The organism is Streptomyces sp. NPDC048643, assembly GCF_040650615.1.
In the GTDB taxonomy this organism is placed as follows: domain Bacteria; phylum Actinomycetota; class Actinomycetes; order Streptomycetales; family Streptomycetaceae; genus Streptomyces.
Window position 1 is genome coordinate 73,163 of the sequence record NZ_JBEZHO010000009.1, and the last position, 21,847, is coordinate 95,009.

General features: G+C 72.1%; 20 protein-coding genes and 5 tRNA genes. 9 read left to right on the forward strand and 16 right to left on the reverse strand.

Annotation, left to right across the window (positions count from 1 at the left end):
• Positions 1-117: 117 nt before the first annotated feature.
• Together AB0C62_RS11745 and AB0C62_RS11750 are read left to right on the forward strand one after the other, a co-directional pair.
• Positions 118-1,956: an HSP90 family protein gene (locus AB0C62_RS11745; protein WP_362971977.1), complete on the forward strand. Its 1,839-nt coding sequence runs from the start codon at positions 118-120 to the stop codon at positions 1,954-1,956.
• Positions 1,953-5,024, forward strand: coding sequence for a tetratricopeptide repeat protein (locus AB0C62_RS11750; protein WP_362971979.1), 3,072 nt, complete (start codon positions 1,953-1,955; stop codon positions 5,022-5,024). Before AB0C62_RS11745 ends, AB0C62_RS11750 begins: the two co-directional genes overlap by 4 nt.
• 425 nt (positions 5,025-5,449) lie before the next feature.
• On the opposite strand, the gene AB0C62_RS11755 is transcribed toward AB0C62_RS11750, so the two are convergent.
• Entirely contained in the window at positions 5,450-6,400 is a 951-nt protein-coding gene (locus tag AB0C62_RS11755; protein ID WP_362971981.1) for a LysR family transcriptional regulator, read from the reverse strand.
• An 86-nt stretch (positions 6,401-6,486) separates the two neighbouring features.
• Here AB0C62_RS11755 and AB0C62_RS11760 point away from each other — a divergent pair, with 86 nt between their 5' ends.
• Positions 6,487-7,416, forward strand: coding sequence for a DMT family transporter (locus AB0C62_RS11760; protein WP_362972183.1), 930 nt, complete (start codon positions 6,487-6,489; stop codon positions 7,414-7,416).
• A gap of 27 nt (positions 7,417-7,443) precedes the next feature.
• On the opposite strand, the gene AB0C62_RS11765 is transcribed toward AB0C62_RS11760, so the two are convergent.
• A complete protein-coding gene (locus AB0C62_RS11765; RefSeq protein ID WP_362971982.1) occupies positions 7,444-9,135 on the reverse strand; it encodes a DAK2 domain-containing protein in 1,692 nt (563 codons plus the stop codon).
• A gap of 257 nt (positions 9,136-9,392) precedes the next feature.
• Between AB0C62_RS11765 and rpmB the strand changes: the two genes are divergently transcribed.
• The gene (rpmB, locus tag AB0C62_RS11770; protein ID WP_081221832.1) at positions 9,393-9,578 is read left to right on the forward strand and encodes a 50S ribosomal protein L28; all 186 of its coding nucleotides are present in this window, start codon (positions 9,393-9,395) and stop codon (positions 9,576-9,578) included.
• A gap of 201 nt (positions 9,579-9,779) precedes the next feature.
• Here rpmB and AB0C62_RS11775 read toward each other — a convergent pair whose 3' ends face one another.
• Positions 9,780-10,745, reverse strand: a complete 966-nt coding sequence (locus AB0C62_RS11775; protein ID WP_081219628.1) for a thiamine-phosphate kinase — start codon at positions 10,743-10,745, stop codon at positions 9,780-9,782.
• A gap of 206 nt (positions 10,746-10,951) precedes the next feature.
• Here AB0C62_RS11775 and AB0C62_RS11780 point away from each other — a divergent pair, with 206 nt between their 5' ends.
• Positions 10,952-11,185, forward strand: coding sequence for an Lrp/AsnC ligand binding domain-containing protein (locus tag AB0C62_RS11780; RefSeq protein ID WP_164374121.1), 234 nt, complete (start codon positions 10,952-10,954; stop codon positions 11,183-11,185).
• A gap of 20 nt (positions 11,186-11,205) precedes the next feature.
• A complete protein-coding gene (locus AB0C62_RS11785) occupies positions 11,206-11,721 on the forward strand; it encodes a DUF3515 domain-containing protein (protein WP_362971984.1) in 516 nt (171 codons plus the stop codon).
• A 21-nt stretch (positions 11,722-11,742) separates the two neighbouring features.
• Here AB0C62_RS11785 and AB0C62_RS11790 read toward each other — a convergent pair whose 3' ends face one another.
• From AB0C62_RS11790 to AB0C62_RS11800, 3 genes are all read right to left on the reverse strand, one after another.
• The gene (locus AB0C62_RS11790) at positions 11,743-12,900 is read right to left on the reverse strand and encodes a D-alanine--D-alanine ligase family protein (protein WP_362971986.1); all 1,158 of its coding nucleotides are present in this window, start codon (positions 12,898-12,900) and stop codon (positions 11,743-11,745) included.
• A 117-nt stretch (positions 12,901-13,017) separates the two neighbouring features.
• Positions 13,018-14,028, reverse strand: a complete 1,011-nt coding sequence (locus AB0C62_RS11795) for an NAD(P)H-dependent glycerol-3-phosphate dehydrogenase (protein ID WP_362971988.1) — start codon at positions 14,026-14,028, stop codon at positions 13,018-13,020.
• A complete protein-coding gene (locus AB0C62_RS11800; protein WP_362971989.1) occupies positions 14,025-14,795 on the reverse strand; it encodes a lysophospholipid acyltransferase family protein in 771 nt (256 codons plus the stop codon). Before AB0C62_RS11800 ends, AB0C62_RS11795 begins: the two co-directional genes overlap by 4 nt.
• Before the next feature lie 144 nt (positions 14,796-14,939).
• On the opposite strand from AB0C62_RS11800, the gene cofC reads away from it, so the two are divergent.
• Together cofC and AB0C62_RS11810 are read left to right on the forward strand one after the other, a co-directional pair.
• Complete coding sequence (cofC, locus tag AB0C62_RS11805; RefSeq protein ID WP_362971991.1) at positions 14,940-15,578, forward strand: 2-phospho-L-lactate guanylyltransferase; 639 nt, start codon at positions 14,940-14,942, stop codon at positions 15,576-15,578.
• Positions 15,579-15,771: 193 nt separating this feature from the next.
• Positions 15,772-15,975, forward strand: a complete 204-nt coding sequence (locus AB0C62_RS11810) for a hypothetical protein (protein ID WP_164374126.1) — start codon at positions 15,772-15,774, stop codon at positions 15,973-15,975.
• 67 nt (positions 15,976-16,042) lie between these two features.
• Here AB0C62_RS11810 and AB0C62_RS11815 read toward each other — a convergent pair whose 3' ends face one another.
• The 4 genes from AB0C62_RS11815 to leuC form a co-directional block, all read right to left on the reverse strand.
• Positions 16,043-16,696: an HU family DNA-binding protein gene (locus AB0C62_RS11815; RefSeq protein WP_358816224.1), complete on the reverse strand. Its 654-nt coding sequence runs from the start codon at positions 16,694-16,696 to the stop codon at positions 16,043-16,045.
• Positions 16,697-16,833: 137 nt separating this feature from the next.
• Positions 16,834-17,064 (reverse strand): hypothetical protein, encoded by a 231-nt coding sequence (locus AB0C62_RS11820; protein WP_164374128.1) that lies wholly within the window; start codon positions 17,062-17,064, stop codon positions 16,834-16,836.
• 279 nt (positions 17,065-17,343) lie between these two features.
• Positions 17,344-17,937, reverse strand: a complete 594-nt coding sequence (gene leuD / locus AB0C62_RS11825; protein WP_362971993.1) for a 3-isopropylmalate dehydratase small subunit — start codon at positions 17,935-17,937, stop codon at positions 17,344-17,346.
• Positions 17,938-17,942: 5 nt separating this feature from the next.
• Positions 17,943-19,367, reverse strand: a complete 1,425-nt coding sequence (gene leuC, locus AB0C62_RS11830) for a 3-isopropylmalate dehydratase large subunit (protein WP_362971995.1) — start codon at positions 19,365-19,367, stop codon at positions 17,943-17,945.
• Between the two features lie 190 nt (positions 19,368-19,557).
• On the opposite strand from leuC, the gene ndgR reads away from it, so the two are divergent.
• On the forward strand, positions 19,558-20,274 hold the full coding sequence (ndgR, locus tag AB0C62_RS11835; protein ID WP_081219617.1) for an IclR family transcriptional regulator NdgR: 717 nt from the start codon (positions 19,558-19,560) through the stop codon (positions 20,272-20,274).
• 198 nt (positions 20,275-20,472) lie between these two features.
• Here ndgR and AB0C62_RS11840 read toward each other — a convergent pair.
• The 6 genes from AB0C62_RS11840 to AB0C62_RS11865 form a co-directional block, all read right to left on the reverse strand.
• Positions 20,473-20,545: transfer RNA gene (locus tag AB0C62_RS11840), tRNA-Glu, on the reverse strand.
• 29 nt (positions 20,546-20,574) lie between these two features.
• Positions 20,575-20,646 (reverse strand) — tRNA-Gln (locus tag AB0C62_RS11845).
• Between the two features lie 16 nt (positions 20,647-20,662).
• A tRNA-Glu gene (locus AB0C62_RS11850) sits at positions 20,663-20,735 on the reverse strand.
• A gap of 62 nt (positions 20,736-20,797) precedes the next feature.
• A tRNA-Glu gene (locus AB0C62_RS11855) sits at positions 20,798-20,870 on the reverse strand.
• A gap of 43 nt (positions 20,871-20,913) precedes the next feature.
• Positions 20,914-20,985 (reverse strand) — tRNA-Gln (locus tag AB0C62_RS11860).
• An 89-nt stretch (positions 20,986-21,074) separates the two neighbouring features.
• Positions 21,075-21,809 carry an HAD family hydrolase gene (locus AB0C62_RS11865; RefSeq protein ID WP_362971997.1) on the reverse strand — a complete coding sequence of 245 codons (735 nt, stop codon included), beginning with the start codon at positions 21,807-21,809 and terminating at the stop codon, positions 21,075-21,077.
• Between the last annotated feature and the right edge of the window lie 38 nt (positions 21,810-21,847).

Sequence of the window (21,847 nt, forward strand, 5' to 3'; positions counted from 1 at the left end):
TGGTCAGACGGCTCGTTCCGGGCCTAGGATGACCCGCTCCGGCCCTCTTCGCGGTCACCGTCCCCCGGGACCGCCCGACCCCGCGCCGTCGCACGTCCCCCCACCGGCGCAGCGACGATGGACTCCCAGACTTCTCAGCCTTCTCCGGCCTCCCCGTCTCCTCACACGTTCCAGGTGGACCTGCGCGGTCTGGTCGACCTGCTCTCCCATCACCTGTACTCCAGCCCCAAGGTCTATCTGCGCGAACTGCTGCAGAACGCCGTCGACGCGATCACCGCGCGGCGCGCCGAGCAGCCGGACGCGCCCGCGACGGTGCGGTTGCACGCCGAGGACGGCACGCTGCGCGTGGAGGACTCGGGCATCGGGCTCACGGAGTCCGACGTGCACAGTCTGCTCGCGACGATCGGCCGCAGCTCCAAGCGCGACGACGGCCTGGAGTCGGCCCGTTCGGACTTCCTCGGCCAGTTCGGGATCGGGCTGCTGGCCTGCTTCGTCGTGGCCGAGCGCATCCGGGTGGTCAGCCGCAGCGCGCGGACGCCCGACGCGGCGCCGGTCGAGTGGACGGCGGCCGACGACGGTTCGTACACCGTGCGCACCCTGCCGCACTCGGCTCGCCCCGAACCGGGCACCACCGTGCACCTGGTGGCGCGCGCCGGGGCCGGCGAGTGGCTGAGCCCCGAGCGGGTCAGGTCGCTGGCGCGGGACTTCGGGGCGCTGCTGCCGTACGACGTGCGGGTCGGCGACGAGGCGATCGCGGACCTTCCCGCGCCCTGGGACCGCTCCTATCCGAGCCCGGCCACACGCCGGGTGGCACTGGCCCGGCACTGTCACGACCTGTTCGGGTTCACTCCGCTGGACTCGATCGACCTGGACGTGCCGCTCGCCGGGATCCGGGGAGTCGCCTATGTGCTGCCGTCCGCGGTCAGCCCGGCCCAGCGGGCGAGTCACCGGGTGCACCTGAAGGGCATGCTGCTCACCGAGCGGGCCGAACAGCTGCTGCCCGACTGGGCGTTCTTCGTGCGCTGTGTCCTCGACACGGACAGTCTGCGGCCCACCGCGTCGCGCGAGTCGCTGTACGAGGACGAGACGCTGGCGGCCGTACGGGAGGCGCTGGGCGAGCGCATCCGGTCGTGGCTGACCGGCCTCGCGGCGGGCGATCCGGAGCGGCTGGCCGCGTTCCTCTCGGTGCACCACCTGGGGGTGAAGTCGCTGGCGCGGCACGACCCGGAGATGCTGCGCACGATGCTGCCGTGGCTGCCGTTCGAGACGACCGACGGACGGCTGTCCCTTGAGGAGTTCGCGCAGCGGCACCCGGTGGTGCACTTCACGCGGACGGTGGAGGAGTACCGGCAGGTCGCGCCGATCGCCTCCGCGCAGGGCGTCGGGGTCGTCAACGGCGGTTACACGTACGACAGCGAGCTGGTCGAGGCGCTGCCGTCGGTGCGTCCGGGCACGGTGGTCTCGGAGCTGGACGCGGACACCGTGACCGCGCACCTGGACGCGGTGGACCCGGCCGAGGAGCTGGCGCTGTCGGCGTTCCTTGCGGCCGCGCGGGCCCGGCTCGACCCGCTGGGCTGTGACGTGGTGCTGCGGGCCTTCCATCCGCTGTCGGTGCCCGCCCTGCATCTGGACGACCGGGCGGCCCGGCACGAGCAGGCCCGCGCGGACGCCGAGGAGCAGGCCGACGACCTCTGGGCGGGCATCCTGGGCTCGCTGCGCGGCAGCGCCCCGCGCGCGCGGCTGGTCCTCAACCATCTCAACCCGCTGATCCGGCGCATCAGTTCGCTCCACGACCCGGACCTGATCGGCACCGCCACGGAGTCGCTCTACGGGCAGGCCCTGCTGATGGCCCAGCGCCCGTTGCGGCCGGCGGACTCCGCGCTCCTGAACCGTGCCTTCATCGGCCTCCTGGAGTGGGCCACGCACACCGACCCCGGAAGGGACGACCGCCGATGAACCCGGCCATGGACTTCGACACGCTGCGCCGGGCGATGGCGGACAACTACGGGCAGCCGGAGGGACCCGCACGCAACGCGCGCGCGGAGCACCTGCTCGTGGAGGCCGAGAAGCTGGGCATCCCGCTCGCCGTGATCGAGGCGCTCGGACACCAGCTGAAGGTCTACAACTACAGCTCGGAGAAGGGCAAGATGTTCGTGCCCTTCGCGCGGCTGCTGCGCATGTGGGACGAGCGTCCCGAGGACTTCGACGCGTACGAGATCCACTCCCTGCACTGGGTCTTCAAGTGGATGTCGGCGGGCATGCTCGACCAGCCGCACGTCCCGCTCGCCTCCATAGAGAAGTGGCTCGGCGAGATGGAGCACCGCTACCGCCTCGCCGGCCACTCCGAACGGGCCGTGCGCAGCGCCGAGTTCAGTGTCGCCGCGCATCTGGGCGATCTGGCGCGCGCCGAGCGGGCGTACGGCGCCTGGCTCGCCGCGGACCGCGACGCGATGGCGGACTGCCACGCGTGCGAGCTGCACGGGCAGGGGTGGTGGCAGTCGGTGCGCGGCTCCGACGGGGAGGCGCTGGAGTTGTGGGCGCCGGTGCTGGAGGGCGAGTACAGCTGCGCCCACGAGCCGCACACGGTGCTCGCGTCGTCGTTGTTGCCGCTGCTGCGTCTCGGGCGCGTCGAGGAGGCGCGCGCCCACCATCTGCGGGGCTTCCGGCTGGTGCGCGCCATGGAGAGCATGCGGGGCGCGTACGCGGACCACGTGGAGTTCTGTGCCGTCACCGGCAACGAGGCGCGTGCCCTGGAGCTCCTCGCGGAGCGTCCGGCCTACTTCACGGACTCCGGGGACCCGCGCAGCAAGCTGGCCTTCATGGCCGTGGTGGCGCTCCTGATGGACCGCCTCACCGCTCTGGGACTCGGGGAGCAGACGGTTCCCGGGCCCGCCGGACGAGCGTGGACGGCGGCCGGACTCGCCGTGCACGCGCGCGGGGAGGCGCTCGCGCTGGCCGCGCGTTTCGACGCCCGCAACGGCACGTCGTACGTGAGTGAGCGGGCCCGGGCGCGGATGGACCGGCCGGTGCTCGTCGACCGGCTGCCGCTGGGCGTTCGGTCCGTACGGTCTGCCGGCGCCGGACAGCAGGCGCCGACCGCGGCGCACACTCCCCCGCAGAACGCCGAGGGAGCCAGGGGGTCCGCCGGGAGCAGCGAGGACGCGGCGCACGGTGAGAGCACCGCGACCGCTCTGGACGCGCTCCTCGCCGAGGCCCGCGGGCTGACCGCGCGCCGGAGTCCGGACGCCGTGGAGGCGTGGGCGGCGGTCTCGCGCGCCGCCGAGGGGCACGAGCTGGACGTCCACGACCGTGCGGCGGTCGCCGATCACGCGGCGATGGGCCGGGGCCCGCAGGGCATCGACCTGTTCCTGCGGGCGGCCGAGCTGTACGCGGAGGCGGGTGACCCGGGCGAGGCGCTGGCGGCGCGTTCCCGGGCCGCGTACGTCCGGGCGCTGACCGGCGGTACCGAGGAGGCCCTGACCACCGGCGCCGAGTTGCGCGAGCAGGTCCTCGCCCTCTTCGCGGAGGGCGGCACCGGGGTGGCGCAGACGGCGTCGGTGCTGGTGGGCCGGGCACGGACGCTGATGCACCGGGTGGAGGAGGCGGAGGCCGCGCAGGAGAGCGCTCCGCCCGGCGGCCCGGGTCCGCAGGAGGACGTCCTGGCCGTCGCGGAGGCGGCCGCGCGGGAGCTGCTGGCCCTGGTGGAGCCGCACGGCGCCGACGACGGGGCCGTGGCGTCGCGCGGCGCGGAGGCCCACGCGATGCTCGGGGAGCTGGCTGCGCGCGCCTGGGACGGGGAATCGGCCGTCGCGTCGCTCACGCTGGCCGTCGACGGGTTCGTGGCGGCCGGGCTGCCGTGGTTCGCGGTCGAGTACGACGCGCGGCTCGCCGGGATCGCCCTGCACCTGGGTGATCCGGAGCTGGCGGAGCGGTCGGCGCGTGCGGCCCTGGAGCACGGGGGGTCCCACCTGGAGCCGGCCGGCCACGCCCAGCTGCAGCTGCGGCTGGCGGAGATCCTGGCGGCGACCGGGCAGGTGGGCCCGGCCGCGGAGCACGCCCTGGAGGCGGCGCACTGGGCCGACGAGGCGGGTGAGGCCGGCACGCTCGGTGCCTGGGCACGTCACCAGCTGGGCGGGTTCCTGCTCCGTCAGGGGCGGTGGGCGGAGGCCGCCGAGATCCTGGAGTCGGCGCTGCCCGATCTGACCGGCGAGATGCACGGCGACGGCGCGATCGTGCAGACGCGCTGGTGGCTCGGCGACTGCCTGACCGAGCTGGGTGAGCACCGCGGGGCGGCCGAGCACTGGCTGCGGGCCGCGGACATCGCCCGGCACTGGCCCGAGCAGCGGGACCACGCGATGCTCGCGCATCTCGCCGCCGAGGCCCTCGGGCACGCCGGACTGACCGTCGAGGCGGACCAGGCGTACGCCCGGGCCGGCGTCCTGTGGCGCGAGCTGGGCGATGTCAACGGGCTGGTCCGGTCGCTCAGGGCGCGCGCGTGGGCGGCGGCGCGGAGGGACGAGAACCTCGACGGGGCGCGGGAGTTGATGGAGGCGGCGCTGCGGGAGTGCGCGTCGGCGGTGGAGCGCCGGACGGAGGCTGTCGGCTCGCCGGGGGCCGCGCCCGGTGCCGGTGCGGACGTCGAGGAGTCGCCGCGGGAGGCCGAGGACGCGCAACGCCGGATCGTCGCCGAACTCGGCCACACGCACCGGCAGTTCGGTGACCTGGTGGCCCGTTCCGTCCCGGACGAGGCCCTCGCGCGGGCCGTGTTCGAGGAATCCCTCGGTCATCTCACGCGCGCCATCGCCGTGTTCGCCCCCCTCGGGGACGACGAGCTCGACGCCCGTACCGGGGCCGAACTCGCCGCCGGCCGGCTGGAGGCGGACCTGGGCCGGCGCGAGGCCGCGGCGGCACGCGCGCGTGCGGTGCTCGACGCCTGCCCCCGCCTCGACGGGGACAGGGCCGAGGCCCGCCGCACGGAGGCCGAACGGCTGCGGGACCTCATGGAGAGCCCGGAGAAGGCCTGACCGGCGCCGACGCCCGCGTGCCGGTCCCACCCCGCGCGGGCCGACCCGGGTCGAGCCCACACCGGCACACCAGGGCTCCGGGCTCCGGGCTCCGGGCTCCGGGCTCCGGGCACCGGGCACCGGGCACCGGGCACCGGGCACCGGGCACCGGGCACCGGGCACCGGGCACCGGGCACCGGGCACCGGGCACCGGGCACCGGGCGGATACTGCCGGACGAAAGGGGCGGGGGCGACGCCGGGCGGCGCTGCCCCGGCCTCGACAGCCGTGCCGGACGGCCTCGCGGACCGGCATCGGACGGCCCACCGGACACCCCGCCTACCAGCGGCGAACCCGGTCCGCCTCTCGCCCCCCGTACCGACGGCCGACCCACCGCCGGATCCGGTCCCCTGCGAGGAGCTGACACCCGCCCCTGCTGCGGGCCTGCTCAGGTGCGCCCGTCGCCGTCCATGGGGCCGACCGCCCGTCCGTCGCCCGTGGTGTCGCCTTCTCGGATCGTCTCCGCCGCGTGGCGGAGTTCGTCGAGCACGGTCCGTACCGCCTTGCGGGCCGCGCGTTCGGGGCGGTGGAGGACGTCGATGCGCCGTACGGCGTGGACGCCGGCGAGGGGTCGCAGGACCAGCGCGGGATGTGGGCGGGTGGTCCAGCGGGGCATCAGGGCGAGCCCGCCGCCCGCGGCGACCGTCTCCGCGACGACCGCGAACTCGTTGATGCGGTGCACGATGTCGAGCCGCCGGTTCGCGGCGGTCGCGATGGCCTCGATGGTGGCCATCAGCGGGAAACCGTCGTGCACGGTGATCCAGGGGCGGCCCGCGACGTCCTCCGGCGTGAGGTGCTCCCGGCGGGCCAGGGGATCGTCGGCCGGCAGGGCGACGTCGAGCGGTTCGCGCAGCAGGGTCGTCGCGGTGACCGTGCGCGGCCAGGGCGGCGCCTGGCCGAGATGGTGGGCGAGGACCAGGTCGTAGTCGCGCGTGAGCCGGGGGAACTGGTCCTGGGCGACGTCCTCGTCGGCGAGCGAGAGCCGCGGCGCTCGCGGGGTCCGGCCGCGCAGCAGCACCGGGAAGAAGGTGGAGGCGGCGCTGTGGAAGGCGGCCACCGACACCTGGCCGGCCGGCTCGTCCACGAAGTCGTCGACGGTGTGCCGTGCCCGGGCCAGGGCGGTCTCCACCTCGATCGCCGCACCGGCCAGCGCGCGCCCCGCGTCCGTGAGCACCAGCCGCCGTCCGTCCCGTTCGGTGAGCGGAACCGGCATCGCGCGCTGCAGCAGCCGCAGGTGCTGGGAGATCGCGGAGGGGGTCATCAGCAGCGCCTCGGCCACCGCGGTGACACTGCCCAGCTCCCCGAGTTCCCGCAGGATCCGCAGTTGCCGCTCGTTCATCCGTGCATCGTAGTTGTAGTGATGCTTCAAGGTCCTTGAAGAAGCTGACTCTGTGCTTCAGCGTCACCGTGCGGGAGCGTGAGGACGTGTCCCGAGTCCGCAGCACTGACGCAGTGCTCCTCCTTGTCGCCGCCGTCTGGGGTTCCAGCTATCTGGCCGCGAAGACCGCCACCTCGGCGCTCCCCGTCCTGCTCGTCCTGTTCGCGCGCTACGGCATCTCGGCCGCCGCCTGCCTCCTCGTCGTCGCCCTCGGGAAAGGGGCGGGCCGCTGCACACGGGACGAGCTGCGGCTCGGGTCGGTACTGGGGGTCACGCAGGCCGCGATCCTGGTCCTGGAGACCTACGGTGTCGCCCACACCAGCGCGGCGAACGCGGGACTGATCATCAGCCTCACCGTGGTGCTCACCCCCCTCCTCGACCGTTCGGCGGGTGCGGCGGGGCTGCCCCCGCGCTACTTCGCCGCGACCGGCCTGTGCCTCCTGGCCGTCGGGCTCCTGGTGTCGGGCAACGGTTTCCACGAGCCGCGCGTCGGTGACCTGTTGATGCTCGCGGCCGCGCTGGTCCGTGCCGGTCACGTGGCCCTCGTGGGACGGCTCACCGCCCGCCGACAGGTAAGGCCCTTGCAGATCACGGCCGTTCAGACGGTCGTCGGTACCGCCCTGTTCCTGGTGCCTGTCGCGGGCAGCCTGCCGAGGCTGGGCTCCGTCGACGCGGCGGGCTGGGCGCAGTTGCTCTATCTCGCCCTGTTCTGCAGTGTGTTCGCGTTCCTCGCCCAGACCTGGGCGGTGCAGCGCAGCTCCGCGAGCCGGGCCAGTCTGCTGCTGGGCACGGAGCCGGTGTGGGCCGTCGCCGTCGGCATCGGACTGGGCGGCGAACACCTCACCGCGCTCACCGCTCTCGGCGCCGTGCTGATGGTCGCCGGAACCTACTGGGGGCAGGCCGTCGAACGCACCTTCCGAGCGTCCACACCCCCGGCGGTTCCCCGCCCGAAGGCGACGGAACCGAAGACCGCGTGACCGGTCCGGCAGGCGTCCCGCCGCGGGCTACTCGACGCCGATGAGCAGCAGCGCGCCCTGCCGCCCGCCGCGGTACACCACGGTGTCCACGGCCAGGTAGGCCTCCCGCACCCGGGCTTCGAGGCGGGTGGCGACGGCGTCGGGGGTCTCGTCGCCGAGGACCAGGGTGACCATCTCGCCGCCGGCGGCGAGCATGCGGTCGAGGACGGTCTCCGCCGTGGTGGTGACGTCGGCGCCGATGACGGCGACATCGCCGTCGATGAGGCCGAGGACGTCGCCGGCCTGGCAGATCCCGGCCATGGTCCAGGACTGCCGTTCGGCGACGGCGACTTCGGCGTAACGGGTGGCGCCGGCGGCCGAGGTCATGGCGACGACGTCCTCGTCGAAGCGGCGTTCCGGCTCGTGCACGGCGAGTGCCGCGATGCCCTGCACGGCGGAGCGGGTCGGGATGAGCGCGACCCGGACACCCTCGGTGCGGGCCTGTTCGGCGGCGGCCGCGGCGGTGTGACGCAGGTCGGCGTCGTTGGGCAGCAGCACGACCTCGAGCGCGTGGGCCCGGCGGACGGCCTGGACGAGTTCGCCGCTGGCGGGCGGCTCCCCGGGCCGGGCCAGCACGGTCGTCGCCCCGGCCTCCGCGTACAGCCCGGCCAGACCCTCACCGGGTACGACGGCCACGACGGCACGCTGTGCCCGTTCCCGGGGCGGCCGCCCCGCTCCCCCGGCGTGGACGTCTCCGAGCCCGAAGTGGGTGATGCGGATGCGGTGGGGGCGCCCCGCCTCGACGCCGGCCTCGACGGCGGCGCCGGCGTCGTCGACGTGCACATGGACGTTCCACAGTCCGTCGCCGCCGACCACCACGAGGGAGTCGCCGAGTCCGTCGAGCCGCTCGCGCAGCCGGTCCACGGCGGCGTCGTCCGCCTCCAGGAGGTAGATCACCTCGAAGGCGGGACCGCTCTCCCCGGCCGCTCCGTCACCGCAGGCCTCCGCGTCGGTGCCGTCCGGCGCGTCCGGCGTCCCGTCGGCGTGCGGGGGGAGGGCGGCGGAGCCGACGGTCTGCCGCGGCGCCTCGCCCGTGAACGTCTGCACCAGCGCCGACAGGACCGCCACCAGACCCCGCCCGCCCGCGTCGACCACTCCGGCGCGCTCCAGCACGGCCAGCTGCCCGGTCGTCGCGGTGAGCGCGACGCACGCTCCGTCGTAGGCCGCCCGCGCGACGCTGCCGCAGTCCCCCTCGGCGTCGGAGGCGGCGTCGGCTGCGGCCGTCGCGACGGTGAGGACGGTGCCCTCGACAGGGTGGGCGACGGCCTGCCGTGCCGACGCGGCGGCGTGCCGCAGGGCCAGCCGCAGTCCCGGTCCGTCGGTGTGAGCGCTCTCACTGTCGGCCGCGAGGACCTGTGCCATCCCCCGCAGCAGCTGCGCCAGGATGGTCCCGGAGTTGCCCCGGGCGCCGATCAGCGCTCCGTGCGCCATCGCCCGTACGGCGTCGGCCAGGGACGGGGGCGCCGACGCGGCGGCCATCGCGTGGCCCGCGAACACCGCCTCGACCGCGGCGGCCGCCGACTCCACCGTCAGATACAGGTTGGTGCCGGTGTCCCCGTCGGCCACCGGGTAGACGTTGATCGCGTCGATCTCCTCGCGCGCGCGGCCCAGGGCCTCCAGCGCGAGCCCGCACCAGGTACGCACCGCGAGAGCATCGAATGTCTGCGGTCCCTGCGGCACCTGCGCCTCCTTGAGCGGCTGGACGTGGGTCGCAGCGTAGACCCAGCAAGGGTTACTGCCGGTAGCGGGCCCTGTGAGGGGTGGACGGGGGGTCGGCCGAGCCATGGTAGTTTCGTTCTCCGGACGCAGTCGTTGTATGCTGCTCCAGTTGCCCGATCCACTCGGGCCATCCCCCTGGCACCGCCACTCAGATCCCAGATCTTGATTCCGGCCTGCCGGGATCAACCGTAAGTGCATCTGAAGTCTTTGGAGTGACCGTGGCTGCCAATTGCGATGTCTGCGGCAAGGGGCCGAGCTTCGGCAACAACATCTCGCACTCGCACCGCCGTACGTCCCGTCGCTGGAACCCCAACATCCAGCGCGTCCGTACCGTTGTGGGCGGGACGCCGAAGCGCGTGAACGCTTGCACCTCGTGCATCAAGGCCGGCAAGGTCACGCGCTGAAAACCGCTAGCGCGCGGCCACTGCTGGTTCGCTTGCACTGAACCCGTCCACCTCTTGGTGGGCGGGTTTTTTGCTGTCCGGACGCAGACGGAGCCCGGAGGCCGGGAGCGGTCGCACCCCCTGCGTCTGCGTCCGGGTACGGGGCGCGGAAGCGCGGCGCACGCCCTCGGGCGCACACCGCACCGGGCCGCGCGGCCGCGCTCAGGACTCGATGTCCCCGAAGTGGTCCCAGCCGCCCTTGCTCGTCCAGGGGGCTCCGTCCACGGTGACCTGGGGAAGGGCCGACGGGTTGAGGACCTCGCCGATCACCTTCCAGCGCGCGGGCAGCTTCACGTCCGGCGGGAACGTCGCGACGATCGCGTGGTCCTCGCCTCCGCTCAGCACCCACTGGATCGGGTCGACGCCGACGGCCTGCCCGATGTCGTTCATCTGCGACGGCACGTCGATGTCCCCGGAGCGGACGTCGATGCGCACCTTGCTCGCCTCGGCGATGTGCCCGAGGTCCGCGATCAGTCCGTCGCTCACGTCCGTCATCGAGGTCGCGCCGAGTCCGGCGGCCGCGGGGCCCGCATGGTACGGCGGTTCGGGGCGGCGGTGGGCCTCCACGAAGGCGCGCGGCGAGCGGAACCCGCGGGAGAGCACCGCGAAGCCGGCCGCGGACCAGCCCAGCCAGCCCGTCACGGCCACGACGTCACCGGGCTGGGCGCCGCCCCGGGTGACCGGCTCGTGGTTGCGCAGATCGCCGAGAGCGGTGATCGCGACGGTGATGGTCTCGCCCCGTACGACGTCGCCGCCGACCACGGCCGCCCCCGCGACCTGGCACTCGTCGCGCAGCCCGTCCATCAGCTCGGACGGCCAGGTGGCCGGGAGTTCGGCGGGCACGACCAGACCGAGCAGCAGCGCGGTCGGCACGGCGCCCATCGCGGCGATGTCCGCGAGGTTCTGCGCGGCGGCCTTGCGGCCGACGTCGTACGCCGTGGACCAGTCGCGGCGGAAGTGCCGTCCCTCCAGGAGGATGTCGGTGCTCGCCACGACCCTGCGGTCCGGCGCTGCCACCACCGCGGCGTCGTCGCCGGGGCCGACCCGGACCGCCGGCGTGGTGGTGAGACGTGAGGTGAGCTCTCGGATGAGCCCGAACTCCCCCAACTCGCCCACGGTGCCCTTCATGATCGTCGTGCTCCCTCTGTCGCTGCTCGTGCCCGGTCGCGAGCGGTGTCCGTACTCGGTACGGTCGAGTTGACCGTCAACTTGTGCCGTCCCTGCACCCCGGCGCGCAAGCCCCAGTCACCGCGGGTCTCCCCGCGGCGAGCGGCAACGCGATACCGTGGCGTTCCTTTTCCCCACATGATCCTCGTGGCCGCCCTGGAGGTTCCGTGGTACAGGCGTACATCCTGATCCAGACGGAGGTCGGCAAAGCGTCGACCGTCGCCGAGACGATCAGCAAGATTTCGGGGGTGATCCAGGCCGAGGACGTGACAGGACCGTACGACGTGATCGTGCGGGCCCAGGCCGAGACCGTGGACGAACTCGGCCGCATGGTGGTCGCCAAGGTCCAGCAAGTGGACGGCATCACCCGCACCCTGACCTGCCCGGTCGTTCACCTGTAGCCCCCGTCTACCCTTGGCCGGTGAACTTCTTCCGTCACCGGCACGCCGCTCTCCTCGGGCTGCCCGTCATCGCGGTTCTGACCGCGATCGCGGGCTGCTCCTCGGCAGACGACAACACGTCCGTCGCGGTTCCGAACCCGGGACGGAAGGCCACCGAGTTGTGCCGGAACCTGGACGAGGCGCTGCCGCGGACGTTGGACGGCCACAGCCGTGAGGACCCGGAGCCCCGGTCCGCGCTGACCGCGGGCTGGGGAAGCCCGGCGACGGCGATCATACTGCGCTGCGGTGTCGAACGGCCGCCGAAGATGACCGACCCGAAGGTGGCCTCGGGCAACGACCCGAAGGCGGTCGGCGGCGGTGTGAACGGCGTCGACTGGCTGATGGAGAAGCAGGACGACGGGTCCACCCGCCTCACCACCGCCCTGCGCAAGGCGTACGTCGAGGTCACGGTCCCGAGGGGCGACGACGTCTCCGGCGTCCTGGTCGGGCTCGCGGCGGGCGTCAAGAAGGCGATCCCCACGGGGATCGCCTACTGACACCGCGGTCCGGCGGAGGACTCAGCGCAGACCCGTCGAGCGGCGCAGCGCCGCCTGGACGAGGCGGTCGACCAGCTCCGCGTAGCTCACGCCCGTCTCCTGCCACATGCGCGGGTACATGGAGATCGGCGTGAAGCCCGGCATCGTGTTGATCTCGTTGATCACGAACTCGCCGTCCTCGGTGAGGAAGAAGTCCGCGCGGACCAGGCCCTCGCAGGAGGCGGCCTCGAATGCCTCGACGGCGAGCCGGCGGACCTCGGCGGTCTGCTCCTCGGTCAGCGGCGCGGGCACGATCCCGTCGGCCGAGTCGATGTACTTGGCCTCGAAGTCGTAGAAGGCGTGCGACTGTACGGGCGGGATCTCGGCGGGGACCGAGGCGCGCGGCCCGTCCTCGAACTCCAGCACCCCGCACTCGATCTCGCGGCCGGTCAGCAGCGCCTCCACGATGATCTTCGGGTCGTGCCGCTGGGCCTCCTCGATCGCCTCGTCGAGGCCCGCGAGGTCGTCGACCTTGGTGATGCCGAACGAGGAACCCGCGCGCGCGGGCTTCACGAACAGCGGCCAGCCGTGCTCACCCGCGAAGTCGACGATCTTCTTGCGGGCGGCGGACTCGTCCTGCTGCCACTCGCGGGGCCGGATCACCACGTAGGGGCCCACCTTGAGGCCGAACGAGGTGAACACCCGCTTCATGTAGTCCTTGTCCTGGCCGACGGCCGAGGCGAGCACGCCCGAGCCGACGTAGGGGACGCCGGACAGCTCCAGCAGGCCCTGCAGGGTGCCGTCCTCGCCGTACGGGCCGTGCAGCACCGGGAAGACGACGTCGACCTCGCCGAGCGCCTTGGGGACCGAACCGGGTTCGCTGTAGACGACCTCGCGGTTGGACGGGTCCACGGGGAGCACCACGCCGCCCTCGGTGGACTCGGCGAGCTGCTCGACGCTGGGCTGCTTGCGGTCGACGATCGCCATGCGTTCCGGGTCGTCCGCGGTGAGCGCCCACCGGCCGTCCTGGGTGATGCCGATCGGCAGGACGTCGTACTTGGTCCGGTCGATGGCGCTGAGGACGGCGCCGGCCGTGACCACGGAGATCCCGTGTTCGGAGCTGCGGCCGCCGAAGACGACAGCCACACGCGGCTTGCGCTGCGGCTGCTCAGGGCTCTGGGGGAGGTTCTCGGTGCTCATATCGCGTTGAGCGTACCCGGTGGTCGTGGGGTGAGTCAGCGCCCCACGACGGCCGTTGCTCAGCGTCGTACCGGCCGTTGCGGAGCGTCGCCCACCCGGCGGTACGCCGGGGCCCGTTCAGCGCCGTTCGGGCTTGGCGCTGCGCGACATCAGCTCCTTGAGGGCGACCACCGGAGGCTTGCCCTCGTGGACGATGCCGACCACGGTCTCCGTGATGGGCATGTCGACGCCGTGCCGGCGCGCCAGATCCAGCACGGACTCACAGGACTTGACGCCCTCGGCGGTCTGCCGGGTGATCGCGATGGTCTCCTGCAGGGTCATGCCCCGGCCGAGGTTGAGGCCGAAGGTGTGGTTGCGGGAGAGCGGCGAGGAGCAGGTCGCCGCGAGGTCCCCGAGGCCCGCGAGGCCGGAGAACGTCATCGGGTCGGCGCCCATGACGAGTCCGAGGCGGGTCGTCTCGGCGAGACCGCGGGTGATGAGCGAGCCCTTGGCGTTGTCGCCGAGCCCCATGCCGTCGGCGATACCGACCGCGAGACCGATCACGTTCTTCACGGCGCCGCCGAGTTCACAGCCGACGACGTCCGTGATCGTGTACGGGCGGAAGTACGGCGTGTGGCAGGCGGCCTGCAGTCGGCGGGCCACCGACTCGTCGGGGCAGGCGACGACCGCCGCCGCGGGCATCCGCTGGGCGATCTCCTTGGCGAGGTTGGGTCCGGAGACGACGGCGACGCGGTCGGCGGAGACCTTGGCGACCTCTTCGATGACCTCGCTCATCCGCTTCACCGTGCCGAGTTCGACGCCCTTCATCAGGGAGACGAGCACGGTGTCGGGGGCGAGCAGCGGCACCCACTCGGCGAGGTTGGCGCGCAGGGTCTGGGACGGCACGGCGAGCACGGTGAAGTCGGCGCCGCGCGCGGCCTCGGCGGGGTCGGCGGTGGCCCGCAGGTTCTCCGGGAGTTCGATGCCCGGGAGGTAGTCCGGGTTCATCCGCGTGGAGTTGACCGCTTCGGCGAGCTCGGGACGGCGCGCCCACAGGGTGACGTCGCACCCCGCGTCGGCGAGCACCATCCCGAAGGCCGTGCCCCACGATCCGGTCCCGAAGACGGCTGCCCTGACCGGGTTGCTCACGTGCCCTGCCCCTCTTCCTGCTGTGCTTTCGCCCGGGCCGCTGCCCTGCGGCGCTGCGCGATACGCACCTCGCGCGGGTCGTACACCTTCGCGGGCGCCTTCTCGCCGCGGATCAGCTCCAGCTGCGCGGTGACGGCGGCCATGATGACCTCGGTCGCCTCCTTGAGGAGGTCCGGGGTCATCTCCTTGCCGTAGAAGCGCGTGAGGTCCACCGGCGGGCCCGCGAGCACGTGGTGGGTCTTGCGCGGAAGGAGGTTGGGCTTCTTGGCGTACGGCGGGAGCAGTTCGTTGGCGCCCCACTGGGCGACCGGGATCACCGGGCACCTGGTCTGCAGCGCGACCCGGGCGGCGCCCGTCTTGCCGGTCATCGGCCAGCCGTCGGGGTCACGGGTGAGGGTGCCCTCCGGGTAGAAGGCGACGCACTCACCTCGCTCCACGGCGTCGATGGCGGCGCGGAAGGCGCTCAGCGCGTCGGTGCTCTCGCGGTAGACGGGAATCTGTCCGGTACCGCGCATCGCGGCGCCGACGAATCCCTTCCGGAAAAGGCCGGCCTTCGCCAGGAAGCGCGGAACACGCCCCGTGTTGTACTGATAGTGCGCGTACGCGAAGGGGTCCACATGCGAATTGTGGTTCACCGCGGTGATAAATCCGCCCTCGGCCGGAATGTTCTCCATTCCGCGCCAGTCCCGCTTGATCAGAAGCACCAGCGGCGGTTTGCAGAGAACCGCTGCGAAGCGGTACCAGAAGCCGATTCTGCGGCGGGGCACGCGGACACCTTCCTCTAGGGCCTGGGGGGCCGCACAAGTGTCGCCCCAGGCCGTCTGTCTGTCGAGAACACCGTACGCCCCGGCGTCCGGACCGCCAGGGTCGGCGGGTCACAATAAGGCGTGACGAGAGAGGGCGGAGTGCTCGTGCGGTGGACTGTGGTCATTCCCCTCAAGCCCTTGGCGCGGGCCAAGAGCAGGCTTGCGGACACGGCCTCCGCGGGACTGCGCCCGGCCCTCGCCCTGGCGTTCGCGCAGGACACCGTGGCGGCCGCGCTGGCCTGCGAGGCGGTCGCGGATGTGGCGGTCGTCACGGGCGACCCGCTGGCCGGGCGGGAACTGGCCGCGCTGGGCGCGCGCATCGTCGCGGACGAGCCGGGGGGCGGCCTGAACGCGGCGCTGGCGCACGGAGCCGAGACCGTACGGTCCCGGGACCCCGGAAGTGCCGTCGCGGCCCTGAATGCCGATCTGCCCGCCCTGCGCCCCTCTGAATTGGCCCGGGTACTGCACGCGGCCGCCGAATTCCCCCGCGCATTTCTGCCCGATGCGGCAGCAATCGGGACGACACTCCTGGCCGCTTCCCCGGGCCTCGAATTGCTGCCGGCTTTCGGCACCGAATCCCGGGCCCGCCATCGCATGTCGGGCGCCGCGGAACTCCGTCTCGACGCCGTGGATTCCGTACGGCAGGACGTGGACACCGGGGACGATCTGCGGGCGGCGCTGACGCTCGGGGTGGGACCGCGCACGCTCGCGGCGGCCGCCCGGCTGCTGATTCCGGAACAGTAGGCGGGGCCCGCCGACAAGGGACGGGTGTTCCGGTGGCCCCGGTGTACGGACGAGGCGGCGAGTTCGCTCCGTGGCACTGCGCCGGCCGGGGTACTCCACGCCCGCGGACCATGTGCCACGGCGCGGATCGCGGGGGTCCACCGCGTCCCGCGCGGCCGGCGGGAGCGCCGGCCGGGATCAGTAGGCTGCCCCCATGCAGGCGACCTCGTACACGTACGACCCCGAGACCCGCAGCGGACAGGTGCTGCTCGACGACGGCACTCCGGTGCCCTTCGACGGGGCGGCGTTCGACGCCGGCGGGCTGCGGCTGCTGCGGCCCGGGCAGCGCGTGCGGATCGAGACGGAGGGCGAGGGCGAGCGGCGCCGGATCACGCTGATCACCCTGCAGACGTTCTGAGAACGCCGCGGGCCGGGCTCCCGAGGGGAGCCCGGCCCGGCGCGTGAGGTACCCCAGCGCCCTGCTTCTAGCGGGCGGTGGCCTTCTTGGCGGTGGTCTTGCGCGCCGTCGACTTCTTGGCGGGGGCCTTCTTGGCCGTCGCCTTCTTCGCCGGGGCCTTCTTGGCCGTCGCCTTCTTGGCGGTGGTCTTCTTCGCCGTCGCCTTCTTGGCGGTGGCGGTGGTCTTCTTGGCGGTGGTCTTCTTCGCCGTCGCCGTGGTCTTCTTCGCGGCCGCGGTGGTCTTCTTCGCGGTCGTCTTCTTGGCGGTGGCGGCCTTGCGGGCCGTCGCCGCCTTCTTGGCGGTGGTGGCCTTCTTGGCCGCGGCCTTCTTCACCGTCGCCGAAGCGCCGCCGGACAGGCTGCCCTTCGGGGCCTTCTTGACCGCGACGTCGTTCTTCGGGAGCTTCTTCGAGCCGCTCACCAGGTCCTTGAAGCCCTGACCCGCGCGGAAGCGCGGCACCGAGGTCTTCTTGACCCGGACACGCTCACCCGTCTGCGGGTTGCGGGCGTATCGAGCCGGACGGTCGACCTTCTCGAAGGAACCGAAGCCGGTGACCGAGACCCGGTCCCCGCCGACGACCGCACGGACGACCGCGTCCAGTACCGCGTCGACCGCGTCGGCGGCCTGCTGACGGCCACCGACCTTGTCGGCAATCGCTTCTACGAGCTGCGCCTTGTTCACGTCTTCCCCTTCGGAGACATTGCCCGAACGAATGCGTTCAAGCTTTTCGCACGTTAGGCAGATATATACCGCAAATCAAACACGAAACGGGCTAATCACCCTTGTGCCGCAACGAACTCGGGCCGCAGCGGAGTTCCTCAGCGTTCCTCTTCGGGGAATCGGCCCTCGTCGAGGTCGTTGGTGAACCGCTCCAGACGCCTTGTCGCATCGGCGAGATCGTGCTTGGCCGCGGCCGTAATGACCAGCAGCTTCCGGGCCAGCGCCATCCGTACGCCCTCCGGGACTTGCAGTGCGCGCACTCTTGTGTGCGCTTCCTTGAGTTGGGCCGCGACTGCCGTGTAGAGCTCGAGTTGGCCGTCGCGTTCCATGCACAGATTGTGCCATCTGGGGCGAGTTGTCGCCTGCGCAGGGGGTAACTGCCGCCTCCCGAGGGCCTCCTGGCGACGTCGGCCGGAAGCTGCACCACACTGCGCGTACCCAGCCAAACTCCCTTGTAACTAAGGGAGTTGACAGGTGTGACAGGGGTGCGCGAAGGGTCATCGAGGGCGGATACAGCTGTACCCCCAACCGTCCACGATTGGGGGTACAGAGGGGTGTTGCGGGTGGCCGAAATCAGTCTTGCCCCGGCCGCTGAGCAGCCCCCCGGGTCAGACCGGGAGCGTCTTCGGCTTGTGCGAGGGCCGCTTGGCCTCGTACGTGGCGATGTCGCCCTCGTTCTGGAGGGTGATGGAGATGTCGTCCAGCCCGTTCAGCAGCCGCCAGCGGGCGTTCTCGTCGAGTTCGAAGGCCGCGGTGATGCCCTCGGCGCGCACCTCGCGGGCCTCCAGGTCGACGGTGATCTCGGCCTGCGGGTCCTTCTCCACCAGTTCCTGGAGCGCGTCCACGGTCTTCTGCTCCAGAACCACGGTGAGCAGGCCGTTCTTGAGCGAGTTGCCCCGGAAGATGTCCGCGAACCGGGACGAGACGACGGTCTTGAAGCCGTAGTTCTGCAGCGCCCACACGGCGTGCTCACGGGAGGAGCCGGTGCCGAAGTCGGGGCCCGCCACCAGGACCGTGGCGCCCTTGCGCTCGGGCTGGTTGAGGACGAAGGACGGGTCCTTGCGCCAGGCCTCGAAGAGGCCGTCCTCGAAGCCGTCCCTGGTCACCTTCTTGAGCCAGTGGGCGGGGATGATCTGGTCGGTGTCGACGTTGCTGCGGCGCAGCGGGACGGCCCGGCCGGTGTGCTTGGTGAATGCTTCCATGGCTCTCAGACTCCAGCGGGCACGGGGGCGTCGGACAGGTCGGCCGGCGAGGCGAGGTGGCCGAGGACCGCGGTAGCGGCCGCCACCTGCGGCGATACGAGGTGCGTACGGCCGCCCTTGCCCTGCCTGCCCTCGAAGTTGCGGTTCGAGGTGGACGCGGAGCGCTCACCGGGGGCCAGCTGGTCCGGGTTCATGCCCAGACACATCGAGCAGCCCGCGTGCCGCCATTCGGCGCCGGCCTCCTTGAAGACCACGTCCAGGCCCTCGGAGACGGCCTGGAGACCGACGCGCGCGGAGCCGGGGACGACCAGCATCCGTACGCCGTCGGCGACTTTGCGGCCCTCGACGATCGAGGCCGCGGCCCGCAGGTCCTCGATACGGCCGTTGGTGCACGAACCTACGAAGACGGTGTCGACCTTGATGTCCCGCAGCGGCTGCCCGGCGGTCAACCCCATGTATTCCAGGGCCTTTTCGGCGGCCAGGCGCTCCGAAGCGTCTTCGTACGAAGCCGGGTCGGGGACGGCTGCCGAAAGCGGCGCGCCCTGGCCGGGGTTGGTGCCCCAGGTGACGAACGGCGCCAGCGCGGCGGCGTCGATGACGACCTCCGCGTCGAAGACGGCGTCGTCGTCGGACCTGAGGGTCTTCCAGTACGCGACGGCGGCGTCCCAGTCCTCGCCCTCGGGGGCGTGGGCGCGGCCCTGGAGGTAGGCGAAGGTGGTCTCGTCGGGGGCGATCATGCCCGCGCGGGCGCCGGCCTCGATCGACATGTTGCAGATGGTCATGCGGGCTTCCATCGACAGCTTCTCGATGGCGGAGCCGCGGTATTCCAGAATGTAGCCCTGGCCGCCACCGGTGCCGATCCGGGCGATGATCGCGAGGATGAGGTCCTTGGCGGTGACACCGTCGGGCAGTTCGCCGTCGATCGTGATGGCCATGGTCTTCGGGCGGGCCAGCGGCAGTGTCTGGGTGGCCAGCACGTGCTCGACCTGCGAGGTGCCGATGCCGAACGCCAGGGCGCCGAAGGCTCCGTGCGTGGAGGTGTGAGAGTCGCCGCAGACCACGGTGGTGCCGGGCTGGGTCAGGCCGAGCTGGGGGCCCACCACGTGGACCACGCCCTGCTCGACGTCGCCCAGGGAGTGCAGGCGCACACCGAACTCGGCCGCGTTCTTGCGCAGCGTCTCCAGCTGGACCCGGGAGACCGGGTCGGCGATGGGCTTGTCGATGTCGAGGGTCGGGGTGTTGTGATCCTCGGTGGCGATGGTGAGGTCGAGCCGCCGCACCGGGCGCCCGGCCTGACGGAGACCGTCGAAGGCCTGCGGGCTGGTCACCTCGTGCAGCAGGTGCAGATCGATGAAGAGGAGGTCGGGCTCGCCCTCGGCGCGCCGGACGACATGGTCGTCCCAGACCTTCTCCGCGAGTGTCCTACCCATCGCTTTCCCTCCGGCCGGCCTGTGTGGCGCCGGCCCAACTAGAGATTTCCGAGGCGGCAGACGTTCGTACCCCTCGTCCGGACGTCGTCCGCCGGGCCCGTTGGTCCGCGGGCCGCTGTGTGTACAAGGGTGGCGCGTTCCACCGGAAATTGAACTTGCGTTTCACAGAGTGAGACGCGAGTATCGTTTCATGGACAACAGTAGCGGCGTCGGCGTTCTGGACAAGGCAGCCCTTGTCCTGAGCGCTCTGGAGTCCGGTCCGGCCACCCTCGCGGGCCTGGTCGCGGCGACCGGACTGGCACGACCCACGGCACATCGCCTCGCCGTGGCACTTGAGCACCACCGCATGGTGGCGCGTGACATGCAGGGCCGGTTCATCCTCGGCCCCCGCCTCGCCGAGCTGGCCGCCGCCGCCGGCGAGGACCGTCTCCTCGCGACGGCGGGCCCGGTGCTCACGCATCTGCGGGACATCACCGGCGAGAGCGCCCAGCTCTACCGCCGCCAGGGAGACATGCGCATCTGCGTCGCCGCGGCCGAGCGCCTGTCGGGTCTGCGGGACACCGTGCCGGTGGGCTCCACCCTCACCATGAAGGCCGGTTCGTCCGCGCAGATCCTGATGGCCTGGGAGGAGCCGGAGCGGCTGCACCGCGGTCTTCAGGGCGCCCGGTTCACCGCGACCGCCCTGTCGGGAGTACGACGCCGGGGCTGGGCCCAGTCGATCGGTGAGCGGGAGCCGGGTGTCGCGTCCGTCTCCGCGCCGGTCCGCGGCCCCTCGAACCGCGTGGTGGCCGCCGTCTCGGTCTCCGGCCCGATCGAGCGTCTGTCCCGTCACCCGGGCCGCATGCACGCGCAGGCGGTCATCGACGCCGCCGGCCGGCTCTCCGAGGCCCTGCGCCGCACCGGCTGATCAGAGGTCTCTCCCCCCTTGTGTCCCGCACTCCGGGACGGGCCGGCCCCAACGCCGCGGCAGGCCCGCCCCGGAGCACCGAAGTCACGTCGAGGGAAACCGAGTTGGCGTCACCGTCACGCGAACGGCCCGGGGACACCGAGGAGTCCTGGAACGCCGAAAGGGTCCCCACCGGAGTGGAGACCCTTTCGAACTGCGTACCCCCGACCGGATTCGAACCGGCGCTACCGCCTTGAGAGGGCGGCGTGCTAGGCCGCTACACAACGGGGGCCTTGGATCGTGCGTTTCCGCAGAACCGAGCTGGGCTACCAGGACTCGAACCTAGAATGACGGTACCAGAAACCGTAGTGTTGCCAATTACACCATAGCCCATGGTGGTTTAGACCAGTACCCCCGACCGGATTCGAACCGGCGCTACTGCCGTGAGAGGGCAGCGTGCTAGGCCGCTACACAACGGGGGCCCTAGCGATCCTGCATGAGAGGCAGCGGGTGCGACCCGGACTGTCCCCCTGGGAAGGATCTGTACCCCCGACCGGATTCGAACCGGCGCTACTGCCGTGAGAGGGCAGCGTGCTAGGCCGCTACACAACGGGGGCTTTGCGGAGCTGGTCTCCGCACGGTGCAGATGAGCTCTGCGAGCTGGCCTACCAGGACTCGAACCTAGACTAACGGAACCAGAAACCGTCGTGCTGCCAATTACACCATAGGCCACTGAGACACCATCCCCTGAGGGATCTTGTCTTAGCTAACGCCTCCGAGCTCCGACCTTTCGGCCCGTTCTCGGCGGCGCAGAAAGAACATTACCCGAAGGTGGACGGCGCTCCAAAACGGGTATCGGCGCCGAGCAGCGAGGGGAGTTCGGCGAGCGAGACGATGCGGTGCGGGCCCGTCGGTGGACCGTCGGCCGCGATGTGGGCGCCGTCACGGTCGATCCAGACGGAGAGCAGGCCCGCCTCGGCGGCGCCCCGGCCGTCGATCTCCGGGTGGTCACCGACGTAGGCGACCCGGTGCGGCGGCAGCCGCAGGGCGTCGCAGGCCGCGTGGAAGGCGGCCGCGGCGGGCTTGGAGACGCCGAGTTCCGCCGCGCACAGGATCGTCTCGAAGCGGTCGTGCACCCCGAGGACGCGCAGTTTGCGGTCCTGCACGAGGAGGCTGGAGTTGGACAGCACCGCGTGCCGGTGGCTGCCGACGAGGCTGTCGAGGACGGGCAGGACGTCGGGGAAGAGGGTCCAGGCGGATTCGTAGTGCGTGACGTAGCGGTCGAACCACGCGTCGGCGTCGGCGTCGCTCAGCCGCTCCCCCAGGAACACCCTGACGCGGTCGCGCCGCTGGCCCTGCCAGTCCGTCTCGCCCGCCGAGAACCGTGCCCACTGCGCGTCGGTGATCTCACGCCAGCGCGCGAGTGCCTGCTCGACCGTGGTGCCTCCGTCGAGCAGGCCCTCGGCCGCCAGGTGACCGCGCATGCCCGCTCGGTCGGCCGCCGTGTAGTCGAAGATCGTGTCGTCGATGTCCCAGACCACCGCGTCGATGCTCATGGAACGACCGTATCGCCGCGGCCGGGCGGCTGTCGCTC